Origin of the sequence: Acidovorax sp. CF316, assembly GCF_000276605.1 — a bacterium.
Classification (GTDB): domain Bacteria; phylum Pseudomonadota; class Gammaproteobacteria; order Burkholderiales; family Burkholderiaceae_C; genus Acidovorax.
Map to the genome: position 1 here is coordinate 44,635 of NZ_AKJX01000178.1, position 22,886 is coordinate 67,520.

Below are 22,886 nucleotides of genomic sequence, written 5' to 3' on the forward strand. Positions count from 1 at the left end.
ACATCCGTGATGCACATGAATGGGACCGGCGCAAGCCGGTGGGGATGCAGGCGCTCAGGCCCCCACCGCCACGCCCACCAGGATTCGTGGCGGCCGGGGAGCTGCGCTGCGCGCTGCCTGGGCCGATCAGCGCGCGCCGGGTGGCGCGTACTGCGGCGTCGAGTCTTCCCAGATGCTGTCAGTGATCTGGCGCTTGCCACTGCCGTCGGCGTTCATCACAAACACCTGGCCGTAGGGCTGGAAGGTCTGGTCATAGTGGCAGGCCTCGTCGCGGTATCCGGCCTGGCCACTGTTGTAGAGAATCTGCTTGCCGTCTGCTGTCCACACGGGGTGGCCATCGCTGGCCGGGTGGTCGGTCAGGCGGCGCAGGTCGCTGCCATCGGGGCGCACCGTGTACAGGTCGAAATTCGACCAGATGCTGTCGGGGTTGCGCACCCCCCGGTTGAACAGGATGCGGCTGCCATCAGGCGACCAGATCGGCATGTTGTCATAGCCCCGGGTGATGTGCCGGATCTGGCGTGTCTCCAGGTTCAGCACGGCCAGCCCTCCCAGCGACGCGCTGCTGGGATCCTGGTTGGCGATGCGAAAGACCACTTCCTTCCCGTCGGCGGAATAGCTGGGAAAGCCCGCATTGAAGACGCTGTCGTCCGTCAGTTGTTCCAGGCCGGAGCCATCGCGTTTGACGCGCATCAGCTTGGCACGACCCTTTCCACGCTGCGTGAACCACTCGCCGACGCCGAAGACGATCCACTCCCCGTCCGGCGACCACACGGGGAAGAAGGCTCCCGCCAGGCCCCGTTTGACCAGCGTCAAGTCCAGGCCGCTCTGCTTGGTGACGTCGTAGACACGGCGACGCTCGCTGCCATCGGCACGCATCACATCCACCGAACCATCTTCATGCTTGGCCGTCAGCACCATCCAGCCATCCTTGGAAAAGGCAGGCCAGACGTCGGTGTAGCGGTACTCACGGCCAGCCTCCCAGCTGTACAGCGCCTGGTTCTGCTTCCAGCCGCGCCACGTGAATTTCTCGTAGACCACCCGCTTGCCGTCCGGCGACCAGGCGGGCGTGCGCAGGCCGGCGATCTTGACCATGGCCTTGCCCGCTGCCGTGGAATAGAGCCCATCCTCGGGCCCGCCCTTGCGGCGGTAGACGATCTCGTCGCTGCCCAGGTACTGGGGGCTGATCTTGAAGCCCGGGCCGCTGGTGTGCTCGGTGCGTTCGCCACTGGCCACGTCTACAGAAACGATCTGCGAGTCGATCTTCAGCAGCAAGTCCGGGCGCAGGACCCAGTAGGTGTACTCGGCCTGGGTCTCATAGAACACGATGCGCTTGCCATCGGCCGACCACTTGGGCGACCCCTGGCAGTAGTCCTTGCGGCTGCTGATCTTGCGGAATCCGGTGCCGTCGGCGCGAATCACGTAGATGCTGAGCTCCTGTGTGTGCTCCCAGCCCGCGCCGTTGTGGTGGCCCTTCCACTCGGTGTCGCGGTCGGAGGAAAAGGCCAGCCACTGGCCGTCGGGTGACCAGCTGGGGCGGAAGAAACCGTTGGGCGAATCGGCCCGTCCCTGGATGCCCTTCACGCCAGTGAGGTTCTTCAGCGTGCGGATCTTGAGGTCCAGCATCCAGATGTTGGCAAGCATGCCGTCGCGCGTGCTGACGAAGGCGACCTTGCTGGCATCGGGCGAGAGGGCTGCCGCATCTTCCACGATGGAGCCATCCGTCAGGCGCTCCACCTGCGTGCCGTCGGTCCGAGCGCGGTAGAGATTGGAGTTGCCCAGGCCATCGCGCTCGGATGTGAAGACGATCCATTGGCCGTCGGCCGAGAACGAGGCGTTGTAATCCAGGGTGCCGCTGTCGATCAGCTTGCGCTCATTGGATCCATCGGCGTTCGCGATGAAGATCTGCGAGGCCGAAGGTCCGATGCGATTGAGGAGCAGCGGCCCCTTGGCAGGCTCTGCCGCCACTGCGGCCCACGGTTGCTGCCCAAAGGCCATGAGGCTGGCCGAAGCGGCGCCGCCCAGAAATTTTCTACGATCCACGGTTCTTTGTCTCCTGCCAGGCTAGGTTCGGCTGCACAGCAAGGTGCAACCTCAGTTCACGAACAAGACGCTCACGGGCGCTGGCGATTCCAGCGCCACGCCGGTATCGGACAAACGCCCCGAGGCCGCATCGATGCGCATCAGGCTCACGCGATTGCTGCGGTAGTTGGCCACCAGCATCCATTGGCCGGATGGATGAATATCGAAGGCCCACGGGGCTTCGCCCCCGCTGGGCAGGCGCTGCACGGGCGTGAGCTCGCCAGAGCCGGCATCCACCCGATAGACGAGCAGCTGGCTCTCGCCCCGGTTGCCCACGTAGAGAAAACGGCCATCAGGGCTCAGCGCCAGTTCGGAAGCGCTGCGCGTGCCAGCAAATTCCGCACTGGACAAGGCCAGGGTCTGTACGGGCGCCAAACGGCCGGACGAAGCGTCCCAGCGCAATGCGGTGATCTCAGCCGTCAACTCGCTCAGCACGTAGACGATGCGCCCCGTTGTGCTGAAAACAGCCCGGCGCGGTCCGCTTCCGGCAGCCGCCTGGAAGGAACGGGGAGCGGCCGCATCGTCGGGCGCCAACACCCGGGTCGAGCGCTCGAAGCCGTAGACGAACACGCGGTCCGCCCCCATGTCCGCGACCAGGGCGTGACGTCCCGCCGGGTCGATCGCTACGCCATGGGCATGGGGACTGGCTTGGCGGCGGTGCGGCCCCGAACCCGTGGCCTTGATGGTGCTGACCAAGGCACCTGGCTTGCCATCGGGCAAAAGTGCGATGCTGGAAACCGTACCTGCTGCGAAATTCGCGGCCAGAAGGGTCATGGACGGGGCATCCAGCCACAGATGCGTGGTACCGGCCCCACCCGCAGCCCCTTCGCCCAACAAGGAGAGTCCCCCGGTGCGGCCGTCCACCGTATAGGCAAGCACACGTCCCTCGCCCTCTGCCCCCTCTGCCGCCGCGTACAGCACGGGCAGGCGCGGGTGCTTGAGCAGCCACCTGGACTTGCGGGCATCCGCGGGTCGCCCCAGCGGCGCGAGCGTCCCCGCACAGGCGTCAAAGCGGACCGCCCGGATCCCCACCCCATCCGTCCCCAGGTAGGCCAGTTCGGACGCATTGCAGGGCACCGCTGCAGCGGCGTTGGCCGCGCCCCAGCACCACAGCAGCGCGAGGCCCAGGCCGCGCCAGGCCGATCCCGATCGTGTGAAATGCCCCAACATGGCCAGCAGGTCTCCTGTCACTTGTTATGCCCGCCGCACCACATGGCTCCCGACGGTATCTCAAGGATAGGGGAGGACCTGCCGCGGGTATCTACACGAAAGGCAGATTCGCTGGCACTTTTCATGCCCTCGGGCTTGACGCGGGTCAAGCATCCGCCCCTTGCAGGCATGCCCCGCGAGTGGGGGAAGGCCATGGCGCCGAGGGTGGTGGCCCTCCAGCAAGCTACATAGCGGGTTGGGTCTGCTCGCGTGCGGCAGTGCGGAACTGGCTGGGAGACTGTCCCACTTCCTTGCGGAAGAAGCGCGTGAAGTACGCAGTGTCCATGAAGCCCAGCCCATAGGCGATCTGCTCGATCGACATGTCGCCAAAGATCAGGTTGCGCTTGGCCTCGGTGATCAAACGGGCATGGATCAGCTTGGTGGGACTCAGGCCCGTGGCGGCGACACAGGCCGCACGCAGCTGCGTGGGCGACACCGCCATCTTCGAGGCATAGGTCTGCAGGCGCAGGTTTTCCCGGTAGTGCTGGTGGACGAGCTCACGGAAGCGGTTGGTCAGGCGGATCGCATTGCGCGTGGCGCCTTCCTTGTCGAGTTGGTCCAGCCGGGTGCTGCGCACCAGCATCAGCAGCAGCGAGGTCAGCAGGGCCTCCGTCCCCACGACATGACCCAGCGCCATGGATCGGATTTCGTGTTCCAGCCGGCTGACCAGGCCATGGACGTCTTCTGGCGCCTCGGGGTTGTGGGTGAGCGGAATCACGCGCGGTTCCGTCCACAGCTGTATGAACTCGGGCAGCTTGGCATTGACCTGGTTCAGGTAGGTTTCCTCGATGGTCACCACCCAGCGGTCCACATCAATCTCGTACTCCAGGCCGTGCACGCATTCGTTGGGCAGCAGCAGTGCGCACGGGCCTTCGAAAGGCACACTGCTGCCTTCGAGGTTCATGACGCCGCGCCCGATGCGGACAAAGATCACCTGACCGTAGGCGGGATGGGAGTGGGGGGCCGTACGACGGCGCCCGCCTTCCGTGACATGGCCGACGTTCACGAACCAGGACTGCGGCTTCTCTGGGCTTTCGACGTACAGGCGCACCTTCGGCACCGGTTCCGGCACGTTCGGTGGGTACCAATCACGTTGGGACTTGGTCATCGAGAGCTGCTCATTGGATGGAATGCGCCGGGCCTACGGCAACAGGACAAACCGCTCAGGCCCTCAGGCCACGTGGCCCAGCACCGCAAGCGGGCTGCATGGCAGGGTGTTGGAGAAGAACGCAGAAGACGCCGCGCATAGCAATGGTGCACGCGTTGTAAAGATGCTCGGCCAGGGCTGCCCCCCTGGCAAGCGGGTAATCCCGGGCGACAGCCACCCGGGAGCCTCTTCTCAGTAGCGCAGGCGTCCCTTGGCATCGATCACCGCAATGTTGACGAACTGGCTGCCGGCATTGCCCTTGCCAAAATTGAGCCGATAGCCATCCACCGCGATTTCCCCCATGGTCTGCAAGGCCTTGGCCAAGGCGCCGGGCGTGATGTCACCACGGATGCGGCGCAGCCCCTCGACCGCAACGCGCGTCGAGACATAGCCTTCGAACTGGGCCGGCGTATATGCATCCAGCTCCGGGAAGGCGGCCTTCATCGCCGCCTGAAATTCGCGCACGCCCGTTTTGCTGTTCGGATCGGGGTAGATCTGCACGATGCCGACGCCGCGGGCCGCCTCGTGCCCCGCGGTCCGGATCAGAAACTCCGGCGACATGTCGGCCGCCAGGAAGATGGTCTGGCCCACGCCGGCTTTACGCAACTGCGCTACGGACGACGCGGCGAACGGCGGAGCACCCAGCACCAATACGCCGTCTGCGCCGAGTCCGAAAGTCTCCCGCGCTCCACTGGCCAGATTTTCCGAGGCCACGGCAACGCCTTTGACCTCTATGCCGCCGATCCGCGCCGCTTCTCGGACAACGTCTTCCAGCCCGGCAACCCCCACGGGGTTGTTCTGGTACAGCACTGCCAGCTTGCGCATGCTCAAAGCGCGTGCATGCAAGACGATCTTGCTCAACTTCTGCAGGTCACTTGCACGCACATGGAACAGCCTGGCATGCCCAGGATTGCGAAAGGCATCCGACCCAGGTACGACATTCATGACCACGAGGTCGTACCTGTCGAGCAACTTGTCACCCAGCATCTTCTGAACCGCCCCCGACCCCCAGGGCGAGATCAGAGCCACGGGCTTGCGCTGCATGGCGGTATCGAACTGGTCCGCAAAGACCGCCGGAGACAGCGTGTCATCCAGTTCAAACCAGGCAATCCTGCGCCCAGCCACCCCGCCAGAACGGTTGACATGGGCCACTGCGGCCCTTGCGCCCTGGCTGATCTGCCGGGCATCCGGCACGGGAACGCCCGTGAACGGCCCGATCTGAGCCAGCACAATGTCCTGGGCCAGGGCGGGGGTTCCCAGCACCACCCATGCCATCAGGCACCGTTCCAACCACCTGACGATGGGGCCAGGCCCCGCGGGATTGTTCATGGCATCTCCACGGCCTGGTGCCGCTGGTTATCGGGCAATCACAGTCTGGGCGAGCGGACTTGCATCAGCCCAGTGCGCCGGTGACATCGTCGAACAGCTCGTCGACGCTCAGACGGTGCGGGATGATCTTCTGGTCCAGCGCCCAGTCGATCGCCAGCTGCAGGCCCTTGCGGTTGGCCTCGAGCCCGACCGGCGGGAACACCGCCGGCACGCCTTCGGCCAGTGCACGGCTTTCGACCACCATGCGATAGAGCTCGCGAACGATGTCCGGCCGCTTCTTCGAGAGGTCTGCATGCACCACGAACATGTGGTTGATCGGCACGATCCCCACGCGCTCGTACCAGGTCCTGGCTGCGGCCTGCGCATCTGGCACCAAGGTGCGCACGCGGGGATCCTTGGGCATGTCCTCGCCGAGCAGCGCCGCCGTCAACTGGCCGGCCATCATCATGTCCGGGATCGAGGAGCCGGCAGGCAGGCGCTGGCAGTTTTCTGGGTCCTTGTACTCGGCCAGATGTCCATCCCCCAGGGTCATCCAGGTCACCTTGTCGAGGTCGACGCCGCACTCGTGGCGCAGGACGCCCCGGATCCACAGCGCGGTGGTCTGCGTGTAGGTGCGCACGCCCACCTTCTTGCCTTCGATGTCTTTGGGGCGAATGTCGCCAAACTCGATGTTGAAGCCAGCGCAGTGGTGCTGGAAGCGCCCGGAAATCGGCACCGGCAGCATCACATAGGGCTTGCCATAGGCCTTGGCTTGCAGAAAGGTGACGATGGCGAGCTCGCCTGCATCGAACTTGCTTTCGCGCACCATGGCCTTGAAGCCGTTGTGCGCCGGAGTCGGGCCGCAGTAGTCGAGGTGGACGATGTCGGTCTTCACGCGTCCATCCTTCATCGCTTTGGTGACGGCGTAGTCGGCCAGGTTCGTGCGCAGCGTCGGCACCGTGGTGTCGGTCGTGGTCATGTGGTGTCTCTTCCGGATGGAGATGTTTACAGCCTGACTTCGATCAGGCAGGGACCGGGCTCGCGGGTGGAATTCACCATGGCCTGGTAGAAGCTTTCTGCGGTCTCGACCGCCACCGCCGGCACGCCCATGCTCTTGGCCATGGCGAGCCAGTCGATGCGGGGCCGGTCGATGTCGATCATCGACAGCGCACGGGCGCCAGGCGTACCCGCCCCCATGTTGGCGTACTCGGCCTTCAGGATCGCGTAGCTGTTGTTCGCAAAGATGATGGTGGTCACGTTCAGGCCCTCGCGCGCCTGCGTCCACAGCGATTGGATCGTGTACATCGCGCTGCCGTCACCCACCATGCAGAACACGCGCCGCTCAGGGCAGGCGAGTGCCGCACCGGTGGCCACTGGTGTCGCATAGCCGATGGATCCACCCATGTTGTTGATCAGGTCGTGGGGGCGGGCGCCCATCGTCAGGCCCATGGACTCCCGGCCGGTGGTCAGCGACTCGTCCACCAGGATGCAGTGCTCGGGTAATGCCGCCGCCAGCGCATGCGCCACGCTGGTGGGGTTGAGCGCGCCCGAAGGCACCGACGTCTCCAAGCGGGGCTGCAGCAGCGCCTCGGTGCCCGTCGCGCCCAGGGCTTCGAGCAGCATGTCGAATGCCAGTTCGCTGTCCTCATCGGCCTCCACCAAGGGATGAACCGCGGTGCCTTCGGCCTTCAGCAGGCTGGGCCTGTCCGGATAGGCGAAGAAAGCCACGGGCTCCCGCGTTTCCACCGTGATGAGGTGCTTGAAGCCCTGGAGAAAAGCCTGCGCCTGCGGCACGGCATACGGGATGCGCTCGATCGGCACCCGCCCAGCCCCGCGTTCGATGCGGGCCGTGAAGAATTGCGAACCCAGGCGGGCGCCGGTGGCAGCCGCAATCTGGCCGGCGCGCTGCAGCGCCATCCCACGGGTGGCCGTGTTGGCCAGGATGATCAACGCAGGCTCCCCTGAGCGCAGCACCCGGGCCACATGCGCGATGCGCGCCGCATCGGGCAGCTTGCGCCGGGGCGCGGCCGGCTTGGGCAGCACCGGCGTGCCCGCTTCCTGCCACGATGTGTCGCCTGGAAGGATCAGCGTGGCGATCTGGCCCGGGTGCTCGGACGCCCTGGCCACCGCCTGCGCGGCGTCCCACGCAATGGCATTGGCCGAGTCGGCACGCCGCACCCAATGGCTCAGAGGCCGGGCCAGGCCTTCGATGTCCGAGGTCAGCGGTGGGTCGTACTTCAGGTGCGAAGTGGAGTGCTCGCCGATGATGTTGACCATGCCCGACGAGGCACGCTTGGCGTTGTGGATGTTGGCCAATCCGTTGGCTAGGCCCGGCCCCAGGTGCAGCAAGGTGGACGCGGGTGTTCCCTTCATCCGGTACCAGCCATCGGCTGCACCCGTGGCAACCCCCTCGAACAGGCACAGCACGCTGCGCATCTTCGGGTTTTCCAGCGCCGCCAGAAAGTGCATTTCCGACGTGCCAGGATTGGCAAAACAGATATCGACGCCCTGGTCCACCAGGGTCGCGACGAGGCTTTCAGCTCCGTTCATGGCATCAATACGAAGTGGCAGCCTGCTGGGCCAGGCCCACGACGCCGTAGCTCTTTGTCGGTGCGGCCATCAGAAAGCGGTAGCCTTCGTCCAGCAATTTCTTGTGGTTCTTGGCCGTTACATGCGGGTTGCCAACGACCACCTTGTGCCTGTGGCAGGTTTCGACGATGCGGCGCATCGCGTCCTGCACCTCGGGGTGCTCGTACTGGCGCGGGAAACCCAGGGCCTGGCTGAGGTCGCCTTCTCCGATCAAGATGAAGCCGATGCCGGGCACGTTGGACAGGATGTCGTCGAGGTTCTCTACGGCCTCGGGGCTTTCGCACATCAGGCCCACGAGGAGTTCGCCCTCTGGCGCCAGGGGCCAGACGTCGGCTTTCTGGTAGTAGTCGGCCATGGACAGTCCCCAGTAGCGCGACGCATTGGCCGGACCGTCACCGCGCACGCCCTTGGGCTCGTACAGCGGCGCGCCCTTGGGACGTGCGTAACGGCACGATGCCACGGCGTTGTAGGCCTGCTCGACGGTGGACACATGCGGCCAGATGACGCCATAGCAACCGCGGTCCAGAACCTGCTTGGCAAAGCTCTGGTTCATCTCCACACCGTTGGCCGGTATGCGGGCCAACGGCGTCACCCTGGGTGCGACCGATCCGCTCTCGGCGATCTGCTTGCGGTTGAGCATGTACTGCAAGGCGTCGCCCAAGGCCGACACGTCGTAGGGGTTGTGCTCCATCTCGTAGACGACGCCGTCGTAGGGAGAATCGGCAAACTCGGCAGCGCTGAACTTGTCGAGCTTGGAGAAGGCCGTGAAGGCAGGCTTGCCGGCCTCGAAGGCCTTGATGATGCTGTTCAGACGTTGTGTCATTTCTTTGCTTCCTCGGGGTTCCAATACATGAAGCCCATGCCTTCGCCGGTACCGGCAGCGGTGCGCCAGCAGGGCACGTAGTCGACTAACGTCATCTGCGCACCCGTGTGCTGCAGCGCTTTCATGACGGTCGAATAGATCTTGATTTCCGAAGTGCCGGACTGGAACCAGCCATCCGGTATGGCCGACAGGCCCTCGTAGTCGTAGCCAGCCAGCTTCTGGAGGATGTCCTGGTCGAACTCCTCGTCGTTGACGAAGTGCGAGAGCCCGCCCGAAGCGATGACTGCCACGCGCACGTCTTCGGGCCAGGCCTCGATGGCATTGCGCAGCACATCACCGAACTCGATGCAGCGCGCCATCGACGGCTGCGTCGGCGGGTAGAAAAGATTCATCAGCACCGGCACATGCGGCGGCGGGTTGTCGCCCATGATCTGGTGGTAGACGAAGCTGTAGGCATGGGGCACGACGGGGTAGTCGGCCTTTTGCTTCATCTGCTTTTCCATCCAGACGTTCTCGGGCCAGTCCTCCAGGTCGCACATGTCGAAGCCCTGGGCCTGGAAGGCCTTGAGCAGGTAGGCAGCCAGCTCGGGGTGGCACTGGTGCACGACATGGTGATCGGGCGCGTACACCTTGCGCTGCGGCGGCCCGTTGTGCACTTCCTTGCCGCTGTAGATGGCGATGGAAGGCGAGAGCTGCGGAAAGATTTCCTTTTGGTCCTTGCCGAGAATGATGGCCACATCGATATTGGCGCGCTGGTAGGCAGCGGCCATCACATCGAGAGCCGCGCGGCAGCGGCCGGCGCGGGCCGTGCGTTCCTCGATCGTGAGGTACTGCTCGAAGGCCTTGCCGCGATGGGCCTCCAGTTCCGGATAGGTCCAGGTTCGGTTGCGGAACCACAGTTCCGGGTTGTTGAAGTCGCGCTCGGCGTTGTGGAGCCATTCCTCGGGCTTCTGGCCCAGCATGCCGCTGTGTGGAACCGCCATCCCGAAAACGATTTTTGCCATGGGTCTCTACCAATTCTGTTTGTTAAATGGAGGCGAGCATCAATTGACGACCACACCGGCCTTGGTGACGATCTGACGCCAGACAGGGATCTCACGCTTGATCTGCGCAGCAAACTCCTCAGGCGTGGAAGTGCCCGGCTCGATGCCTAGCTCGAGCATCCTCTTGGCGATCTCGGGGTCCTTGACGAGCTTGGCAACCTCGGAGTTGAAGCGCAGGATGATGTCCTTGGGCGTGCCCTTTGGCGCCAGCAAGCCGAACCACACGTCGACGCTGAAACCAGGCACGCCTTGTTCCGCCACGGTGCGCAGCTCGGGAAGGAACATAGAGCGCTTGCTGCCGGCATAGGCCAACATCTGCAGGCGGCCCTGCTTGACCAGTGGCAGGACGGCGGTGGGACCGGCAAAGGCCATGGAGACCTGGCCGCCGGCCACATCGTTCAGCGCCGAAGGGCCGCCCTTGTAGGGGACATGCACGACATCCACACCGGCCAGCAGATTGAATTGCGACAGTGCCAGATGGCCGGTGGACGCATTGCCGGAGCTGGCGGCGTTGAGCTCGCCCTTGCGGCTCTTCGCCAGGGCGATCAGTTCGGGCAGCGTCTTGGCCGGCAGCTTGGGACTCGTCACCAGCACCAGCGAGTTCTGGCCGATGTTGATGATGGGCTCGAAGTCGTTGACCGGGTCGTAGCGGACCTTGGACACCACCGGGTTGATGGTGAAGGGGGCGTTGGACGCCAGCAGCAGCGTGTAGCCGTCCGGTTTGGCCCGGGAGACGGCTTCGGTGCCAATGCTCTGGCCGGCGCCGTTGCGATTCTCGATGACGATGGGTTGCCCCAGGGCTGCACTGAGCCTGGGCGAAATCAGCCGCATGAAGGCATCGTGCGTGGCCGCCGCCTGCACCGGCACGATCACCGTGATGGGACGCGCGGGGTAGGTTTGGGCCTGCGCCATCACGCTCCAGGCGAGCAGCCCGGTCACCAGAGCCCTGGCAGCGGTTCTTGAAAGATGGATCAATTGCATGGTGTGGACGCTGTGAGGCTTCAGGCGAGCGCGGGATACAGATGTTGCGCCGTCTTGCCAAAGATCCAGTCGCGGTCTTGCGCGCTCAGGCTGGCGAGGCCGGTCTGGGCCGTGGCCAGGATCTCCGCCAACGTACCAGGCGAGGTGGGGAAGTTCGATCCCCAGGCCATGCGCTGCGCACCGAAGGCCTCGACCACGCGCGGGAAGAAGGTCTCGGCGCTGGCCTTGTCCTTTTGCACGTCGCCGAAGATGCGCGGCGTGAGTTTCATGTAGAGATTGGGCAGGTCGGCCAGGTCGAACAGGCTTTGCGCACTCTGGTAGGGCGGGCCATCGAGCACGTCCGGTCTTCCGAGGTGGTCAAGGATGATGGCCACGTTCTGGAATTTCTCGGCCAGCATGCGCACCTGCGGCAGGCCGATGGGGCCGGTCTGGATGCACATCGGCAAACCCAGTTCGGCGCACATCTCCCAGGCCTTGAAGCTCTTCGGGTTGTCCAGCTCGCTGGGGTCAAAGTCTTTGGTCGAACCGCCGGTGAAAATGCGCAGGCCAGCCAGGCCCCTGTCGGCCCAGCCCTTGATCACGGCGGGCACGTCGTCGGCCAGCATGTCCACCGAACCCACGGCCACCAGCCGGTCCTTGTGCTGGTTGCAGCCATCGACGACATAGCTGTTGTCGAAGCCGTAGGTGGTCGAGGAGTGCACGACCGCCGCCTTCGCGACGCCCGCTTCGTCCATCGCTGCGATCAGCGATTCGACGGTGCTGGGCCGCTCCTGGGACCAGTCCGAGCGCTTGCCGAACAGCGGCGCTGGCGGGTAACGCTTCTCGTCGTCCGAGATGATGTGGGGATGGATGTCGATGATGTTCATGGGTACTCCGTCCGTCACAGGCCCTTGGCCTTCAGGTGCTTGTCCAGGCGCGGGTAGATGCGGCGCGCATTGCCTTCAAAGATGGCGTGTCGATCCGCCTCCGATAGCGCTTCGCACTGGTCGATGTAGCGCTTGGTGTCGTCAAAGTAGTTGCCGGTATCGGGATCGCGGCCACGCACCGCCCCGATCATCTCGGAGCCAAAGAGCACGTTCTTGGTCGGAATCACCTTGGTCAGCAGTTCGACGCCCGGGTGGTGGTAAACGCAGGTGTCGAAGAAGACGTTGTCCAGCAGCCCTTCCAGCGGGCGCTTGGCGATTTCCAGCGACATGCCGCGGTAACGGCCCCAGTGATAGGGCACTGCGCCGCCGCCGTGCGGGATCACCAGGCGCAGCTGCGGGAAATCCTTGAACACCTCGCCCTGCAGCAACTGCATGAACACCGAGGTATCGGCATTCAGGTAGTGCGCCCCCGTTCCATGGTGGCAGGCATTGCAGGAGGCTGCGACGTGGATCATCGCGGGCACGTCCAGTTCGCACAGCGCCTCGTACACCGGGTACCAGCTCTTGTCGGTCATCGGCAGGCCTGTCCAGTGCCCGCCGCTGGGGTCGGGATTGAGGTTCACGCCGACGAAGCCCAGTTCATTGACGATGCGCTTCAACTCCGGGATGGAGTTCTTCGGAGGCGCCAGAGGCGACTGAGGCAGCATGCCCACAGGAACGAAGTTGTCCGGATAGAGGTCGCAGACACGCCGCACCAGGTCGTTGGAGATGCGGGCCCACTCCAGGCTGGTGCGCTCATTTCCCAGGTGGTGGCTCATCAGGCCGGCAATGGGCGAGAACAGCGTGATGTCGCTGCCACGCTCCTGTTGCAGCTTGAGCTGGCCATTGCCGACGCCTTCGCGGATTTCATCGTCGGATACATGGGCACCCGACAGCGGAGGTGCGTTGCCAGGATCGTTGGCGGCAGCCACTTGGGCGGCACGCCAGTCGCGAAAGGAAGCAGGGACGGTCGTGAAATGACCGTGGCAATCGATGATCATGGGAGATTCCGGTTCAGGCTTTGGGGTCCACGAACAACTCGTGCATGGACATGCGGCGCGGGGTCAGGCCTTGCTTGAAAGCGGTTTGCTCCAGGGCCTCGATGGTCTTGCGGTTTTCCTCGATGCCATAGGGCAGCGGGTCGTGGCCGACGATCTTGCGCAACTCCAGGTACTTCTTGTCCGTCGCGCTGTTCGCCTCGCCAGCGTCCAGCCGCGCCAGGTAGTCCTGCTTTGCCTTGTCGAAGGCGTCGTAGAGCGACTTGGCGACCCAGGGGTGTTCGGCCAGCACCGAGTCCTTGACGACGATGGTGCCGTGCATCGGGTAGATGCCCGTGCGAGCGTAGTACTCGGCTTCGAGCTCGGCGGCATTGGGCAGCAGGTCGGGGTAATTCGCCTCGACCTCCTGCCAGCCGCCCGTGGGGTTGCCTGTGCGACCTATGCCGGCGGCGCCGTCGAAGCCCGCCACCAATTCACCGTCCGCCATCATCTCCGCCAAAGGGCGTGTGGCATGAACCACGTTGGACGGCAGCTTGAGTTGCGTTACATGCTCTTCATCGTCGACTACCCAAGTGACCTTGTCGTTGTCCAGGCCGAATTCTTCGATCAGAACCTGCCGTGTCCAGACACCCGTGGTGACCGAGTAGGCGCGCACACCCACCTTCTTGCCTTCAAGGTCCTTGGCGGTCTGGATACCGGCATCCGGGCGCACCAGCAGGCCTGCGTGGTGAAAGCGACGCACCACAAAGATGGGCAGTGCGACAAACGGTGCCCCGTATGCGCGGGCGATGATGTAAGTGGTGGGGGCAATCTCGCAGACATCGAATTCGACGTCACGGACCATGCGGCGGAAGGCGCCTATCTGCGGCTTGACGGTGATGATTTCGGCATCCACCCCCTCGATGGGAATGCTGCCGTTGCGAATCGCCGACGTGTGCGGATGCTCCGCAATGGCGATCTTGAGATGGACTTTTTTGCTGGACAACGTGCGTCTCCTTGAACTTTCCTGTTGGTGCCTGCGCAGCAGGCTCCACCGCCTTGGGGCATGTGGAACCATGCTCTGACAGACTGAAGGTTAGGGTCCGCTCGCCGATGCGCACATCTACAAAAATCAGATTCGCTTGTACTTTCCGGTGAATCCACCGGCAACGGATCCCGGCGCTGAAAAAATGACCGCGCTGCGTCCTAGACTCCGGCGCATGAACGCTTTCACGACCCCTTCCACGGGCAGCGCGCAACTGCGCGAGCAACACGATTACCTGCGCCTTCTGGGCGCCCGCGTGACGGGTGGGGCCGCCAACCAGATGCTGATGGTGGCGCTGGGCTGGCAGATGTATGACCTGACAGGCAGTGCCTGGGACCTGGGCCTGGTCGGGCTTGCGCAGTTCCTTCCGGCACTGCTGCTGACCCTGCCCGCCGGGCATCTGGTCGACCAGCACGATCGTCGCCTGCTGCTTGCAGGCAGCTTGGGCCTGCAATGCGCGGTTGCACTGTGCCTGGCCCTGTCCTGCTTCCACGGGTGGATTGGTTCCCACATGATTCTGGTGCTGTCCATCGCGCTGGGCGCCGCACGGGCGCTGCAGATGCCTTCGCAGCAGGCCTTGCTTCCGTCACTGGTACCCACGGCCCTGCTGCCGCGCGCAGTCGCTGCGGCCAGCTCATCGATGCAGGCCGCCGTGATCGCCGGACCGGCCCTGGGCGGCGTCCTCTATGCGCTGGGCCCCCAGGTCTCGCAGTTGGGACAGCCGGTGGCCCAGGCTGGCGCCAACTGGGGCGCTGCGCTGGTCTATGCGGTTTCGTTGGCCTTGCTGCTCATCGCGGTGAGCGCCGTGCTGGCGATCCGGCACCGGCCGCTGGAGCGGGTGCGCCGAGCCCCTGGATTGGCCCAGCTGACCGCTGGCATCCACTTCATCTGGCAGCGCCCCGTGGTCCTGGGTGCCATCTCCCTGGACCTGTTCGCCGTGCTCCTGGGAGGCGCCACCGCGCTCCTGCCGATCTTCGCGCGCGACATCCTGCACACCGGGCCTGAAGGGCTCGGGATGTTGCGCTCCGCGCCCGCGCTGGGTGCGGTGATCGTGGGCCTGGGCCTCGCGCGCATGCCAATCAATCGGCGGGTGGGCCGCGCCCTGCTCAGCGCCGTGGCGCTGTTCGGCTGCTCGATGATCGCCTTCGCGTTGACGGCCTCGTTTTGGGTGGCCTTTGCAGCACTGGCCGTCAGCGGCGCAGCAGACATGGTCAGCGTGGTGATCCGCCAGTCCCTGGTGCAGCTGGAAACCCCGGACGAGATGCGCGGCCGCGTGGGCGCCGTGAACTCGGTGTTCATCGGCGCCAGCAACCAGCTGGGTGAGTTCGAATCGGGAAGCACCGCCGCCCTGCTGGGGCCCGTCGGCTCCGTCCTTCTGGGAGGGGTAGGCACCCTTGCCATCGTGTTGCTCTGGACCCGGCTGTTTCCCGCGCTGGCACAGCGCGATCGCTTGCAGTCCTGAGGGCAGGCAGCCACTGGGAACGGGCTTGGGACAGATGGCAGTGTCCCGGCCCCATCAGCGACGGTGCAACGCCGGCAGGCGAGATTCCGTGCCACGCAAGCAGCCAGGGCGCCAAGCACTTCCCCCTTCATCGGCCCGCGTCCCTCCCGCTCCCTCGGGCCCGCGCCTTGCCGGGTGGTCAGCGCCGTGCCCGACACCCATCCCGACAAGGTCTTTGCGCGACCTCAGAGGCCGAAACAGGCTCTGCGCGCAGGATGCATTGCCTGAGCACCCTGCAACGGGGCGCGCGGGGCCGGAGGCAGTCCCGGCGCAAAAGGGTTCGGCAGAGCCGAGCGGGCCACAGGAGGAGGTCGAAGAATGGAGGCTGGGCGCGCGATGGACGCCCAGGTCCCGGGGCTACCGGTGCCGTGTGCGCAGCGCGGTGGGCCGCTTCGGCTTGAGCAGAAAATGCGCCAGCGCCGGCAGCAGCACCAGGGCGCCCACCATGTTGACCACGAACATGAAGGCCAACAGCACCCCCATGTCCGCCTGGAACTTGATGGGCGAGAGTGCCCAGGTGGCCACTCCGATGGCCAAGGTGATGCCGGTCAGCATCACCACCCGGCCGGTGAAGAGCAGCGAGTGGAAATAGGCGGCACGCAGGCTGGCCCCTTCGCGCAATTGCACCAGCATGAGGCTGAGAACATACAGCGCATAGTCCACGCCAATGCCCACACCCAGCGCCACCACCGGCAGCGTGGCCACCTTGAGGCCGATGCCCAGATGCACCATCAGCGCTTCGGCCAGCACCGAGGTGACGGCGAGCGGAATGATGGCGCAGGCTACGGCCCGCCAGGAGCGGAAGGTCAGGTAGCTCAGCAGAACGACCGCTGCGTACACCAGCACCAACATCTGGCGGTTGGCCTTTTCGACGACGGCGTTGGTGGCGGCCTCGAAACCCGCATTGCCCGCGGCCAACAGGAAGCTCGCGTCCTCGTTGTCGTTGCGCCGGGCGAAATCCTCCACGGCCGCGGTCACCCGCTTGAGCGTATCGGCCTTGTGGTCGGCCAGGTAGACCTGCACCTGCAGCAGCGAGAAGCCGGCGTCGACAAGCTGGCGGGGAGCGCGCGAGCCCGCCGTGTTGAGTGCGCCCTGGTTGGGCTGCAGCTCGTACCAGCGGGGGTTGCCCTCGTTCATCGCCACGGCGGTCTGGCGCGCCAGCGACGCGAGCGATTGCGTGCTCTCCACGCCAGCGACCTGGCGCAGCTCCCACTCCAGCTCATCCACGCGCTCCAGCACGGCATGCGCCATGGCGCCCTGCTCCTTGGTGCGCACCATCACGGTCAGCACATCGCTGCTGGTGGCGTAGTGCGCGGTCAGGTAGGCGTTGTCCTGGTTGTAGCGCGACTGGGGGCGCAACTCGGGTGCGCCGGCGTCGAGGTCGCCAATCTGCAACAGGCGGGCCTGGTACAGCCCCACCCCGGTCAGCACGACGGCCACGGCGATCGCCGCCTGTGCCCAGCGCCGGTCGGTGAAACGGCACAGCAGATTCCAGAGCCAGGCGCTTGTGGGATTCTCGCTGTGTTCTGCCCTGGCGGCACGGCGCGCAGCCGCCGCGCTCACCCCGGTATAGCTCAGCAGCACCGGCAGCAAGATCAGATTGGTGAACACCAGAAGGGCCACCCCCAGGCTGGCGACGATGGCGAGTTGGCGGATGGACTGGATATCGATCAGCAGCAGCACGGCAAAGCCGACTGCATCGCATGCCAGCGCAGTGAAGCCCGCCGTGAACAGACGGCGGAAGGTGAAGCGTGCCGCGACCAGGCGGTGCATGCCGCGGCCGATGTCCTGCATGATGCCGTTCATCTTCTGCGCGCCATGGCTCATCCCGATGGCGAACACCAGAAAGGGCACCAGCACGGCATAGGGGTCGAGTGCAAAACCCAACATGGGCAGCAGGCCCAGCTGCCACACTACGGCGATGATGGAGCACAGCATCACCAGCAGGGTGCTACGCAGGCAGCGTGTGTACCAGAGCACCACGGCCGTGGCGATGGCTGCGGCCAGGGCAAAGAACAGCAGCACCTGGGTCAGGCCCTCGATCAGGTCACCGGCAACCTTGGCGAAGCCGGTGATACGCACTTCCAGCCGGTGGTCGCTGTGCTTGGCGCGCAAGGCCTCCAGACGCTCTGACAGCTGCGCATAGTCGAGTGCCAGCCCGGTCTCCGGGTCGCGCTCCGCCAGCGGCACCAGGACGGCGCTGGACTGGTAATCCCTGGCTACCAATTGGCCGACCTCTCCCGAACGCTCGATGTTCAGCCGCACGCGCGCCAGCGCTCCAGGCGACCCGTCGTAGCTGTCAGGCATCACCGTGCCGCCCTCGAAGCCGCTCTCGGTCACGGCGGTCCATCGGGTGGACGGCGTCCACAGCGACTTCATCTGACCACGCACCACGCCAGGAAGGGCAAACAGATCGTCGTTCAGTGCCCTAAGCCGGGTCAGGTAATCTGCATCCAGGATGCTTCCCCCGTCCCGGCGCTCCAGCACCACACGCAGGCTGTTCGCTTGCGAGACGATCTTTTTGCGCTCGGCCAGGTAATTTTGCAGGTAGGGGTGCGACAGCGGGAGCATCCCCTCGAAGCTGGCGTTGGATGCCACTCGCGTCGCCTGCCACCCAAGCACCAGGGTCAAGACAAGGCAGACCAGCAGCACGAATGCGCGGTGGTTGAAGACCGCACGCTCCAGCCGGCTGCCAGAGTCTGCATCGAAGCTCTCGGTCGAGGGAATGTCGGTCACGGTGTGCAGCGCCACGCTCATACAGGGGACTTCCTAACGGAAGAAGAAGGAGAAGAAGATGCGGCGGCCGTCAATTCGGCCGGCGTCAATCGCAGCAGGCCACGCATGCCGACGAGGAGCACGGTGCCATCGTCGGCTTCTGCCAGCCCCGTGAAAGGAAAGCGCTGCGGCAGCGCCAGGGGGTGAAAGCGCTGGCCACCATCACGGCTCAGCAGCACCTGGCCTGCAGCGCCCACCAGCAGCACGCTGCCGTCGGCCAGTTGGGTGCCCGCGACCAGGGAGGCATCCACGGGCGTCTGCACCGCCGTCCAGGCATCGCCCGGTTCGGCACTGCGCCACAGCTTGCCGCGCAGCCCCAGCATCAGCAGCGACCCCTCACGCAGCGCCAGCGCGCCAAACAGGCTGCCGTTGGAAGGCGATGGCTGGGCCGAGAAATTTCCGCTCACGCCACCGGTGCGGCGGCCCAAAACCAGCCCTTGCTCACCGAACAACAACTGCTCCCCTTTTCGGGAGACCAGGCCGTAGTAGCTCAGGCCATCCGGGTTGGGCAGCCGGTGCATCTGCGATTGCCACTCCCGCCCGCCATCGGTGCTGGAGAAGGCCAGTCCATAGGCGCCCACCGCCCACAGCGCGCCATCGTCACCGAGCGCAATGTCCAGCAACGGCTTGTCGGCCCCTTCTGCGACCAGGCGCTGTGCATCCTCCACCAGCAGATTGCCCTGGGCCATGGCCTCGCTGCCGGGTGGGCTGGCCTGCAGCTGTGCCTGCGCCGCCTGCAGAGCCAGCCGGGCCGCTGTCTGGCCATCGAGACACCGGCGCCAACTCGCGCCGCCATCCTCGGTGGCCAGAACCACGCCCATGCTTCCGACGGCCCAGCCGCGCTGCGCATCGGCGAATCGCAGCGCCGTGAGCGTGCAGCTCACCGGCACCCGAGCCTGCACCCAGCTCTGGCCCCCATCGTTCGAGTAAATGACCAGGCCACGCTCGCCCACCGCCACCATCCGCTTGCCTGCACGGGCCACTGCCTGCAAGACGGCCTGGGTCGGCCGCGCCACCTGCACCGCCGGCAGGCCCAGCGCCCGCCCCACGCGCTCGTTCGCACGGGCTGCCATGGGCAACAGGCCGACGCCCACCGTCCCCAGCAGCACCGCACGGCGCCTCAATCCAACTGCATCCATCATCGGCCGCCTGTCTGTCTCGCTACGTCGGCGACCCGCCCCAAGGGGGCCTTCGCCATTTACAACCATCCTGCCGCCTCGCACTCGCTCGCCTCGGCGCATGCGGGGCACGGCTGCGGGCTCACCTCACGCCACCACTGGCAAGCGCCGACGATGTGAAGTTGTTCAGCTGCTTGGCGTCGAACGGCCGGTAGCTCACGCCACCCGTTTCATTGACGGCTCCGGCGAACACCCAGCCACCCGACAGCAGGTCGAACCAGGCATAGCTCAACGTGGTGGCCAGCGGCTGGTCGCCGGCCACGAGCGTGAAGGCCTGGCCGGTCTTCCACAGCTTGCCCTGCGCATCCCAGCTGTCGGCCAGCACGGCTTGCCAGGTGTCCTCGTCCAGGTAGAAGCGGCGCTTGGCGGCCGTGTTGCGCTTGCCATCGCGCAGTGTGGCCTCCACCACCCAGACCCGGTGCAGCTCCCAGCGCACGGCATCGGGATTGAGCGCGCCCTTACCCACCACCTCCTTGACCGGCTTGGCCATGAGGGCGTTGTTGTTGTAGGGCACGATGATTTCGCGCTTGCCCAGGAGCTTCATCTGGTAGCGGTCCTGTGAGCCAATGAAGAGGTTCACATCATCGAAGTTCGCCAAGCCGGCGGCCGATCCATCCGGTGTGTCATAGGCAATCGACGGCGACTTGCGCACGCGGCGCTGGCCCGGCAGGTACTGCCAGCCGTCCTTGGGCTTGCCGAAGTTGTCCACATAGTCGATGGTCATCAGGGCCTGGCCGGCGTTGGCCGGTGGCTCGGTGATGTCGATGCGCGCACGCGCCCACTCGCCGCTGAACTGCTCGGGGCTGCCGGCCGGATCGTAGAAAGGGTAGATCAAGTTGGTGCGCTGGCGGCTCGTCAGGACTTGGTCACCTGCGGAGGTCATCACGTACTTGTCGGCGACGAAGCTGGTCACCTGCCCGCGGTAGCTGAGCATGTGGTTCCAGATGGCCTCGTGCCCATTCTTGGGCACCGGAAAGGGAATGCCGCCGTAGGAGCCTTCGACCGTGAGGCCGTCGTTAGCCAGCTTGGAACGGCTGGCGTTCTTCAGGACCTGGTCGTAGATAGCCTGCGGGAACACGGCGCTGCGCCGGGTGGGATAGACATCGAGCTTGAAGCCGGGCACCTTGGCCAGCAAGGCCTTAGTGCCGTCGGTTAGCGCTGCTGCATGTTCGCCGGCATTCGCGGCGGTGATGGTCAGGCGCGGCTTGTCCGCAGCGAAGGGATCGGCCCGCTTGGTGGTCGCACTGCCGGAGGCGGGGGGCGCCTTGCCGTCCCACGCGGGGATGGTGCCGTCCTTGTTGCCGGCACGCTCGGCCCCGTAGGGAGTCAGCGGGCCGGATTTCAATGCTGCGACATCTTCGGGTGCCGCCATTGCGGCCCCCGTCAGAAGAAGTGCGGCGGCCATGCTGGCAGTGGCCATGGCGCCAGCGCGGTTCAGGGAAGGGAAATGCATGGGATGTCTCCGAAAGCTTTGTTCTCTAGGACTGCCTGTCAGAACGTCGTCTGCAGGCTGAAACGCAAGTAGTCGCGGTCCAGCACGGGCTGGCGGGCCGCATTGCCCAGGTAGTTGATCCAGGACAGATTGGCCGTCCACTTGTTCAGATAGACCAGCGTGACGCCCAGGACCAGCTCACCGCTGCGCTCGGGACTGCCGCCGAAGGGAAAGGACGTGTCAATCATCGAATTGCCCCGGAAGGACCAGCCCAGGTTGATCGGCAGGCTCATGTCCAGGCCGGGTGCCACCTGGTACCAGGATGGGGTGAAGATCACGCGCATGCCGGCACTGGTCTTGCGTTTTTCCAGATTGACTTTCTCGGTGCCGACGGGGTAGCGGCCCGCAACGCCGGTGCGCACATCGTCGACGCCCATCACGCGGTTGGCAGCCAGTTCACCTACCAGGCTGTAGCCGTCCCATGCTCCTGACTTGCCACCCAGCATCGTCCACGACAAGTTCATGTGCGCCGTGCGGCCCGTCACGTAACCAGGGTCGGCGGGGCTGACCACACCCTCCTTGACCGCCAGTGGCTGCTTGTCGCGCGCCGACAGCTCCAGGCCCACGTTGGCATCGCCCACCAGCTTGGCCATGCTCATGCCGACCGAACGCACGGGTTCTGTTGGAGCAATGAGCCGGTAGGTGCCACCAGCGGTGTTTGTCTGGATGATCTGAGAGGTGTCACGGTAGCTGATGGCGTAGAAGCCCAGATCGGCGTTGAGCCATTCACTGCGTGTGTTCAGCGCCAGGCCGAAGTTCGGGCGCTTCTTGCCTTCGTCCATGCCCGCGTAGCCGAGATAGCAGTTGTTGAAGCGCTGCGCGACTGGCACGCTGGCGCTCCCGCAGCGGTTGGCCGTGGGGTTGCCGATGAACATGCGCTCGGCTCCATCGCCCAGCATGTCCGTGGTGCTCAGGAAACTGCCCGAAGGGTGCAGGCGGGTCGGCCGGTACTTGAACTGGACATAGCCTTCCAGGCTGGTGTCGTCGGTCAGCTGCAGCGTGGAGGACAGCTGAGGCACGGGGATGGTGGTTTCCTTGGCCTGGGTGCCGGGGATATTCAGCTTGTAGACGTCTATCGGTGCCATGCCCTTGGCAATGCCGTTCATCCCGAAGAACATGCTGGTACCCCAGATCAGCGAGTGCTGACCGAGGCGGTAGGAAAGGGTCTTGCCGCCGATGTCGTTGCGCCCGAACACGAACCAATCGAGCATCTCGGCCTTCTGGCCGGCCACCTTCTGTGTGCCCGGGGTGAACTCGTTGTAGGGAACGCTGGCGCGATTGGCGGAGATGGGCGAGTTGTGGTCGTTGAGGCTGTTGTAGGCCTGGTCGTACCAGGCCGCCGCGCTCAGTCGAAGGCCAAAGCCATTTTTCTGGACATCGAACTCGCTGAGTAGGTCGGCCCGGTTGGAGATGGGACCACGGCCGAAGCTACGGTCGCCATCGTCGCTGTTGGCTCGCACCGACACGGGGTCGATAAACGTGGATGCGGGGGACTTGAGGCGGTAACCCGCGCTGTACTTGACGGTGTTGTCCCAGCGGATCTGCCACTCGCCGTCGGGATTGAGGTCCATCGCCATGGCCCCGCCGCCCAGCGTTGTCATGATCAGGGCAGCCAGGGGGCTGACCACCTTGCGGGCGCGCTTGCGCCCACTGCACACAGTTTTTTCCACAGTTGTCTCCTGTTTTGATGTCGATAGACCAGGCGCTCCCTCGGCACGGGGAGATCGTTTCTAGCTGTGGTAACTGTATTGATTGGCCGTATTCGCGCCTCTATACAAAATGAAGATTCGCTGGCACTTTTATTTCGGCCAGTGCCTGGAGCATGCGCACGTAG

General features: G+C 65.1%; 17 protein-coding genes. 1 reads left to right on the forward strand and 16 read right to left on the reverse strand.

Annotated elements, in window-relative coordinates; all coding sequences use genetic code 11:
• Positions 1-126 precede the first annotated feature (126 nt).
• From PMI14_RS22635 to PMI14_RS22690, 12 genes are all read right to left on the reverse strand, one after another.
• A complete protein-coding gene (locus tag PMI14_RS22635; RefSeq protein ID WP_007857739.1) occupies positions 127-2,040 on the reverse strand; it encodes a PD40 domain-containing protein in 1,914 nt (637 codons plus the stop codon).
• 51 nt (positions 2,041-2,091) lie between these two features.
• A complete protein-coding gene (locus tag PMI14_RS22640; protein WP_007857740.1) occupies positions 2,092-3,249 on the reverse strand; it encodes a lactonase family protein in 1,158 nt (385 codons plus the stop codon).
• 223 nt (positions 3,250-3,472) lie between these two features.
• Entirely contained in the window at positions 3,473-4,396 is a 924-nt protein-coding gene (locus tag PMI14_RS22645) for a helix-turn-helix domain-containing protein (protein ID WP_007857741.1), read from the reverse strand.
• Between the two features lie 231 nt (positions 4,397-4,627).
• Positions 4,628-5,764 carry an ABC transporter substrate-binding protein gene (locus PMI14_RS22650; RefSeq protein ID WP_007857742.1) on the reverse strand — a complete coding sequence of 379 codons (1,137 nt, stop codon included), beginning with the start codon at positions 5,762-5,764 and terminating at the stop codon, positions 4,628-4,630.
• A 64-nt stretch (positions 5,765-5,828) separates the two neighbouring features.
• Positions 5,829-6,722 carry a hypothetical protein gene (locus tag PMI14_RS22655; protein WP_007857743.1) on the reverse strand — a complete coding sequence of 298 codons (894 nt, stop codon included), beginning with the start codon at positions 6,720-6,722 and terminating at the stop codon, positions 5,829-5,831.
• 26 nt (positions 6,723-6,748) lie between these two features.
• A complete protein-coding gene (locus PMI14_RS22660) occupies positions 6,749-8,293 on the reverse strand; it encodes an acetolactate synthase large subunit (RefSeq protein ID WP_007857744.1) in 1,545 nt (514 codons plus the stop codon).
• 4 nt (positions 8,294-8,297) lie between these two features.
• Entirely contained in the window at positions 8,298-9,155 is an 858-nt protein-coding gene (locus PMI14_RS22665) for an HpcH/HpaI aldolase/citrate lyase family protein (protein WP_007857745.1), read from the reverse strand.
• Positions 9,152-10,159 (reverse strand): protocatechuate 4,5-dioxygenase subunit beta, encoded by a 1,008-nt coding sequence (locus tag PMI14_RS22670; RefSeq protein WP_007857746.1) that lies wholly within the window; start codon positions 10,157-10,159, stop codon positions 9,152-9,154. Before PMI14_RS22670 ends, PMI14_RS22665 begins: the two co-directional genes overlap by 4 nt.
• Before the next feature lie 39 nt (positions 10,160-10,198).
• Positions 10,199-11,179: a tripartite tricarboxylate transporter substrate binding protein gene (locus PMI14_RS22675; protein WP_007857747.1), complete on the reverse strand. Its 981-nt coding sequence runs from the start codon at positions 11,177-11,179 to the stop codon at positions 10,199-10,201.
• A 20-nt stretch (positions 11,180-11,199) separates the two neighbouring features.
• Positions 11,200-12,045: an amidohydrolase gene (locus PMI14_RS22680; protein WP_007857748.1), complete on the reverse strand. Its 846-nt coding sequence runs from the start codon at positions 12,043-12,045 to the stop codon at positions 11,200-11,202.
• A gap of 14 nt (positions 12,046-12,059) precedes the next feature.
• On the reverse strand, positions 12,060-13,085 hold the full coding sequence (locus tag PMI14_RS22685; RefSeq protein ID WP_007857749.1) for an amidohydrolase family protein: 1,026 nt from the start codon (positions 13,083-13,085) through the stop codon (positions 12,060-12,062).
• A 13-nt stretch (positions 13,086-13,098) separates the two neighbouring features.
• Positions 13,099-14,067: an ABC transporter substrate-binding protein gene (locus tag PMI14_RS22690; protein WP_007857750.1), complete on the reverse strand. Its 969-nt coding sequence runs from the start codon at positions 14,065-14,067 to the stop codon at positions 13,099-13,101.
• Between the two features lie 214 nt (positions 14,068-14,281).
• On the opposite strand from PMI14_RS22690, the gene PMI14_RS22695 reads away from it, so the two are divergent.
• On the forward strand, positions 14,282-15,568 hold the full coding sequence (locus tag PMI14_RS22695; RefSeq protein WP_007857751.1) for an MFS transporter: 1,287 nt from the start codon (positions 14,282-14,284) through the stop codon (positions 15,566-15,568).
• Between the two features lie 396 nt (positions 15,569-15,964).
• Here the strand turns inward: PMI14_RS22695 and PMI14_RS22700 are convergent, their stop codons facing one another.
• The 4 genes from PMI14_RS22700 to PMI14_RS22715 form a co-directional block, all read right to left on the reverse strand.
• On the reverse strand, positions 15,965-18,364 hold the full coding sequence (locus tag PMI14_RS22700) for an RND family transporter (RefSeq protein WP_007857752.1): 2,400 nt from the start codon (positions 18,362-18,364) through the stop codon (positions 15,965-15,967).
• On the reverse strand, positions 18,361-19,521 hold the full coding sequence (locus PMI14_RS22705) for a photosystem II stability/assembly factor-like protein (RefSeq protein WP_081497375.1): 1,161 nt from the start codon (positions 19,519-19,521) through the stop codon (positions 18,361-18,363). Before PMI14_RS22705 ends, PMI14_RS22700 begins: the two co-directional genes overlap by 4 nt.
• A 121-nt stretch (positions 19,522-19,642) precedes the next feature.
• On the reverse strand, positions 19,643-21,013 hold the full coding sequence (locus PMI14_RS22710; RefSeq protein ID WP_007857754.1) for a DUF1329 domain-containing protein: 1,371 nt from the start codon (positions 21,011-21,013) through the stop codon (positions 19,643-19,645).
• 38 nt (positions 21,014-21,051) lie between these two features.
• Positions 21,052-22,722 carry a DUF1302 domain-containing protein gene (locus tag PMI14_RS22715; RefSeq protein ID WP_007857755.1) on the reverse strand — a complete coding sequence of 557 codons (1,671 nt, stop codon included), beginning with the start codon at positions 22,720-22,722 and terminating at the stop codon, positions 21,052-21,054.
• Between the last annotated feature and the right edge of the window lie 164 nt (positions 22,723-22,886).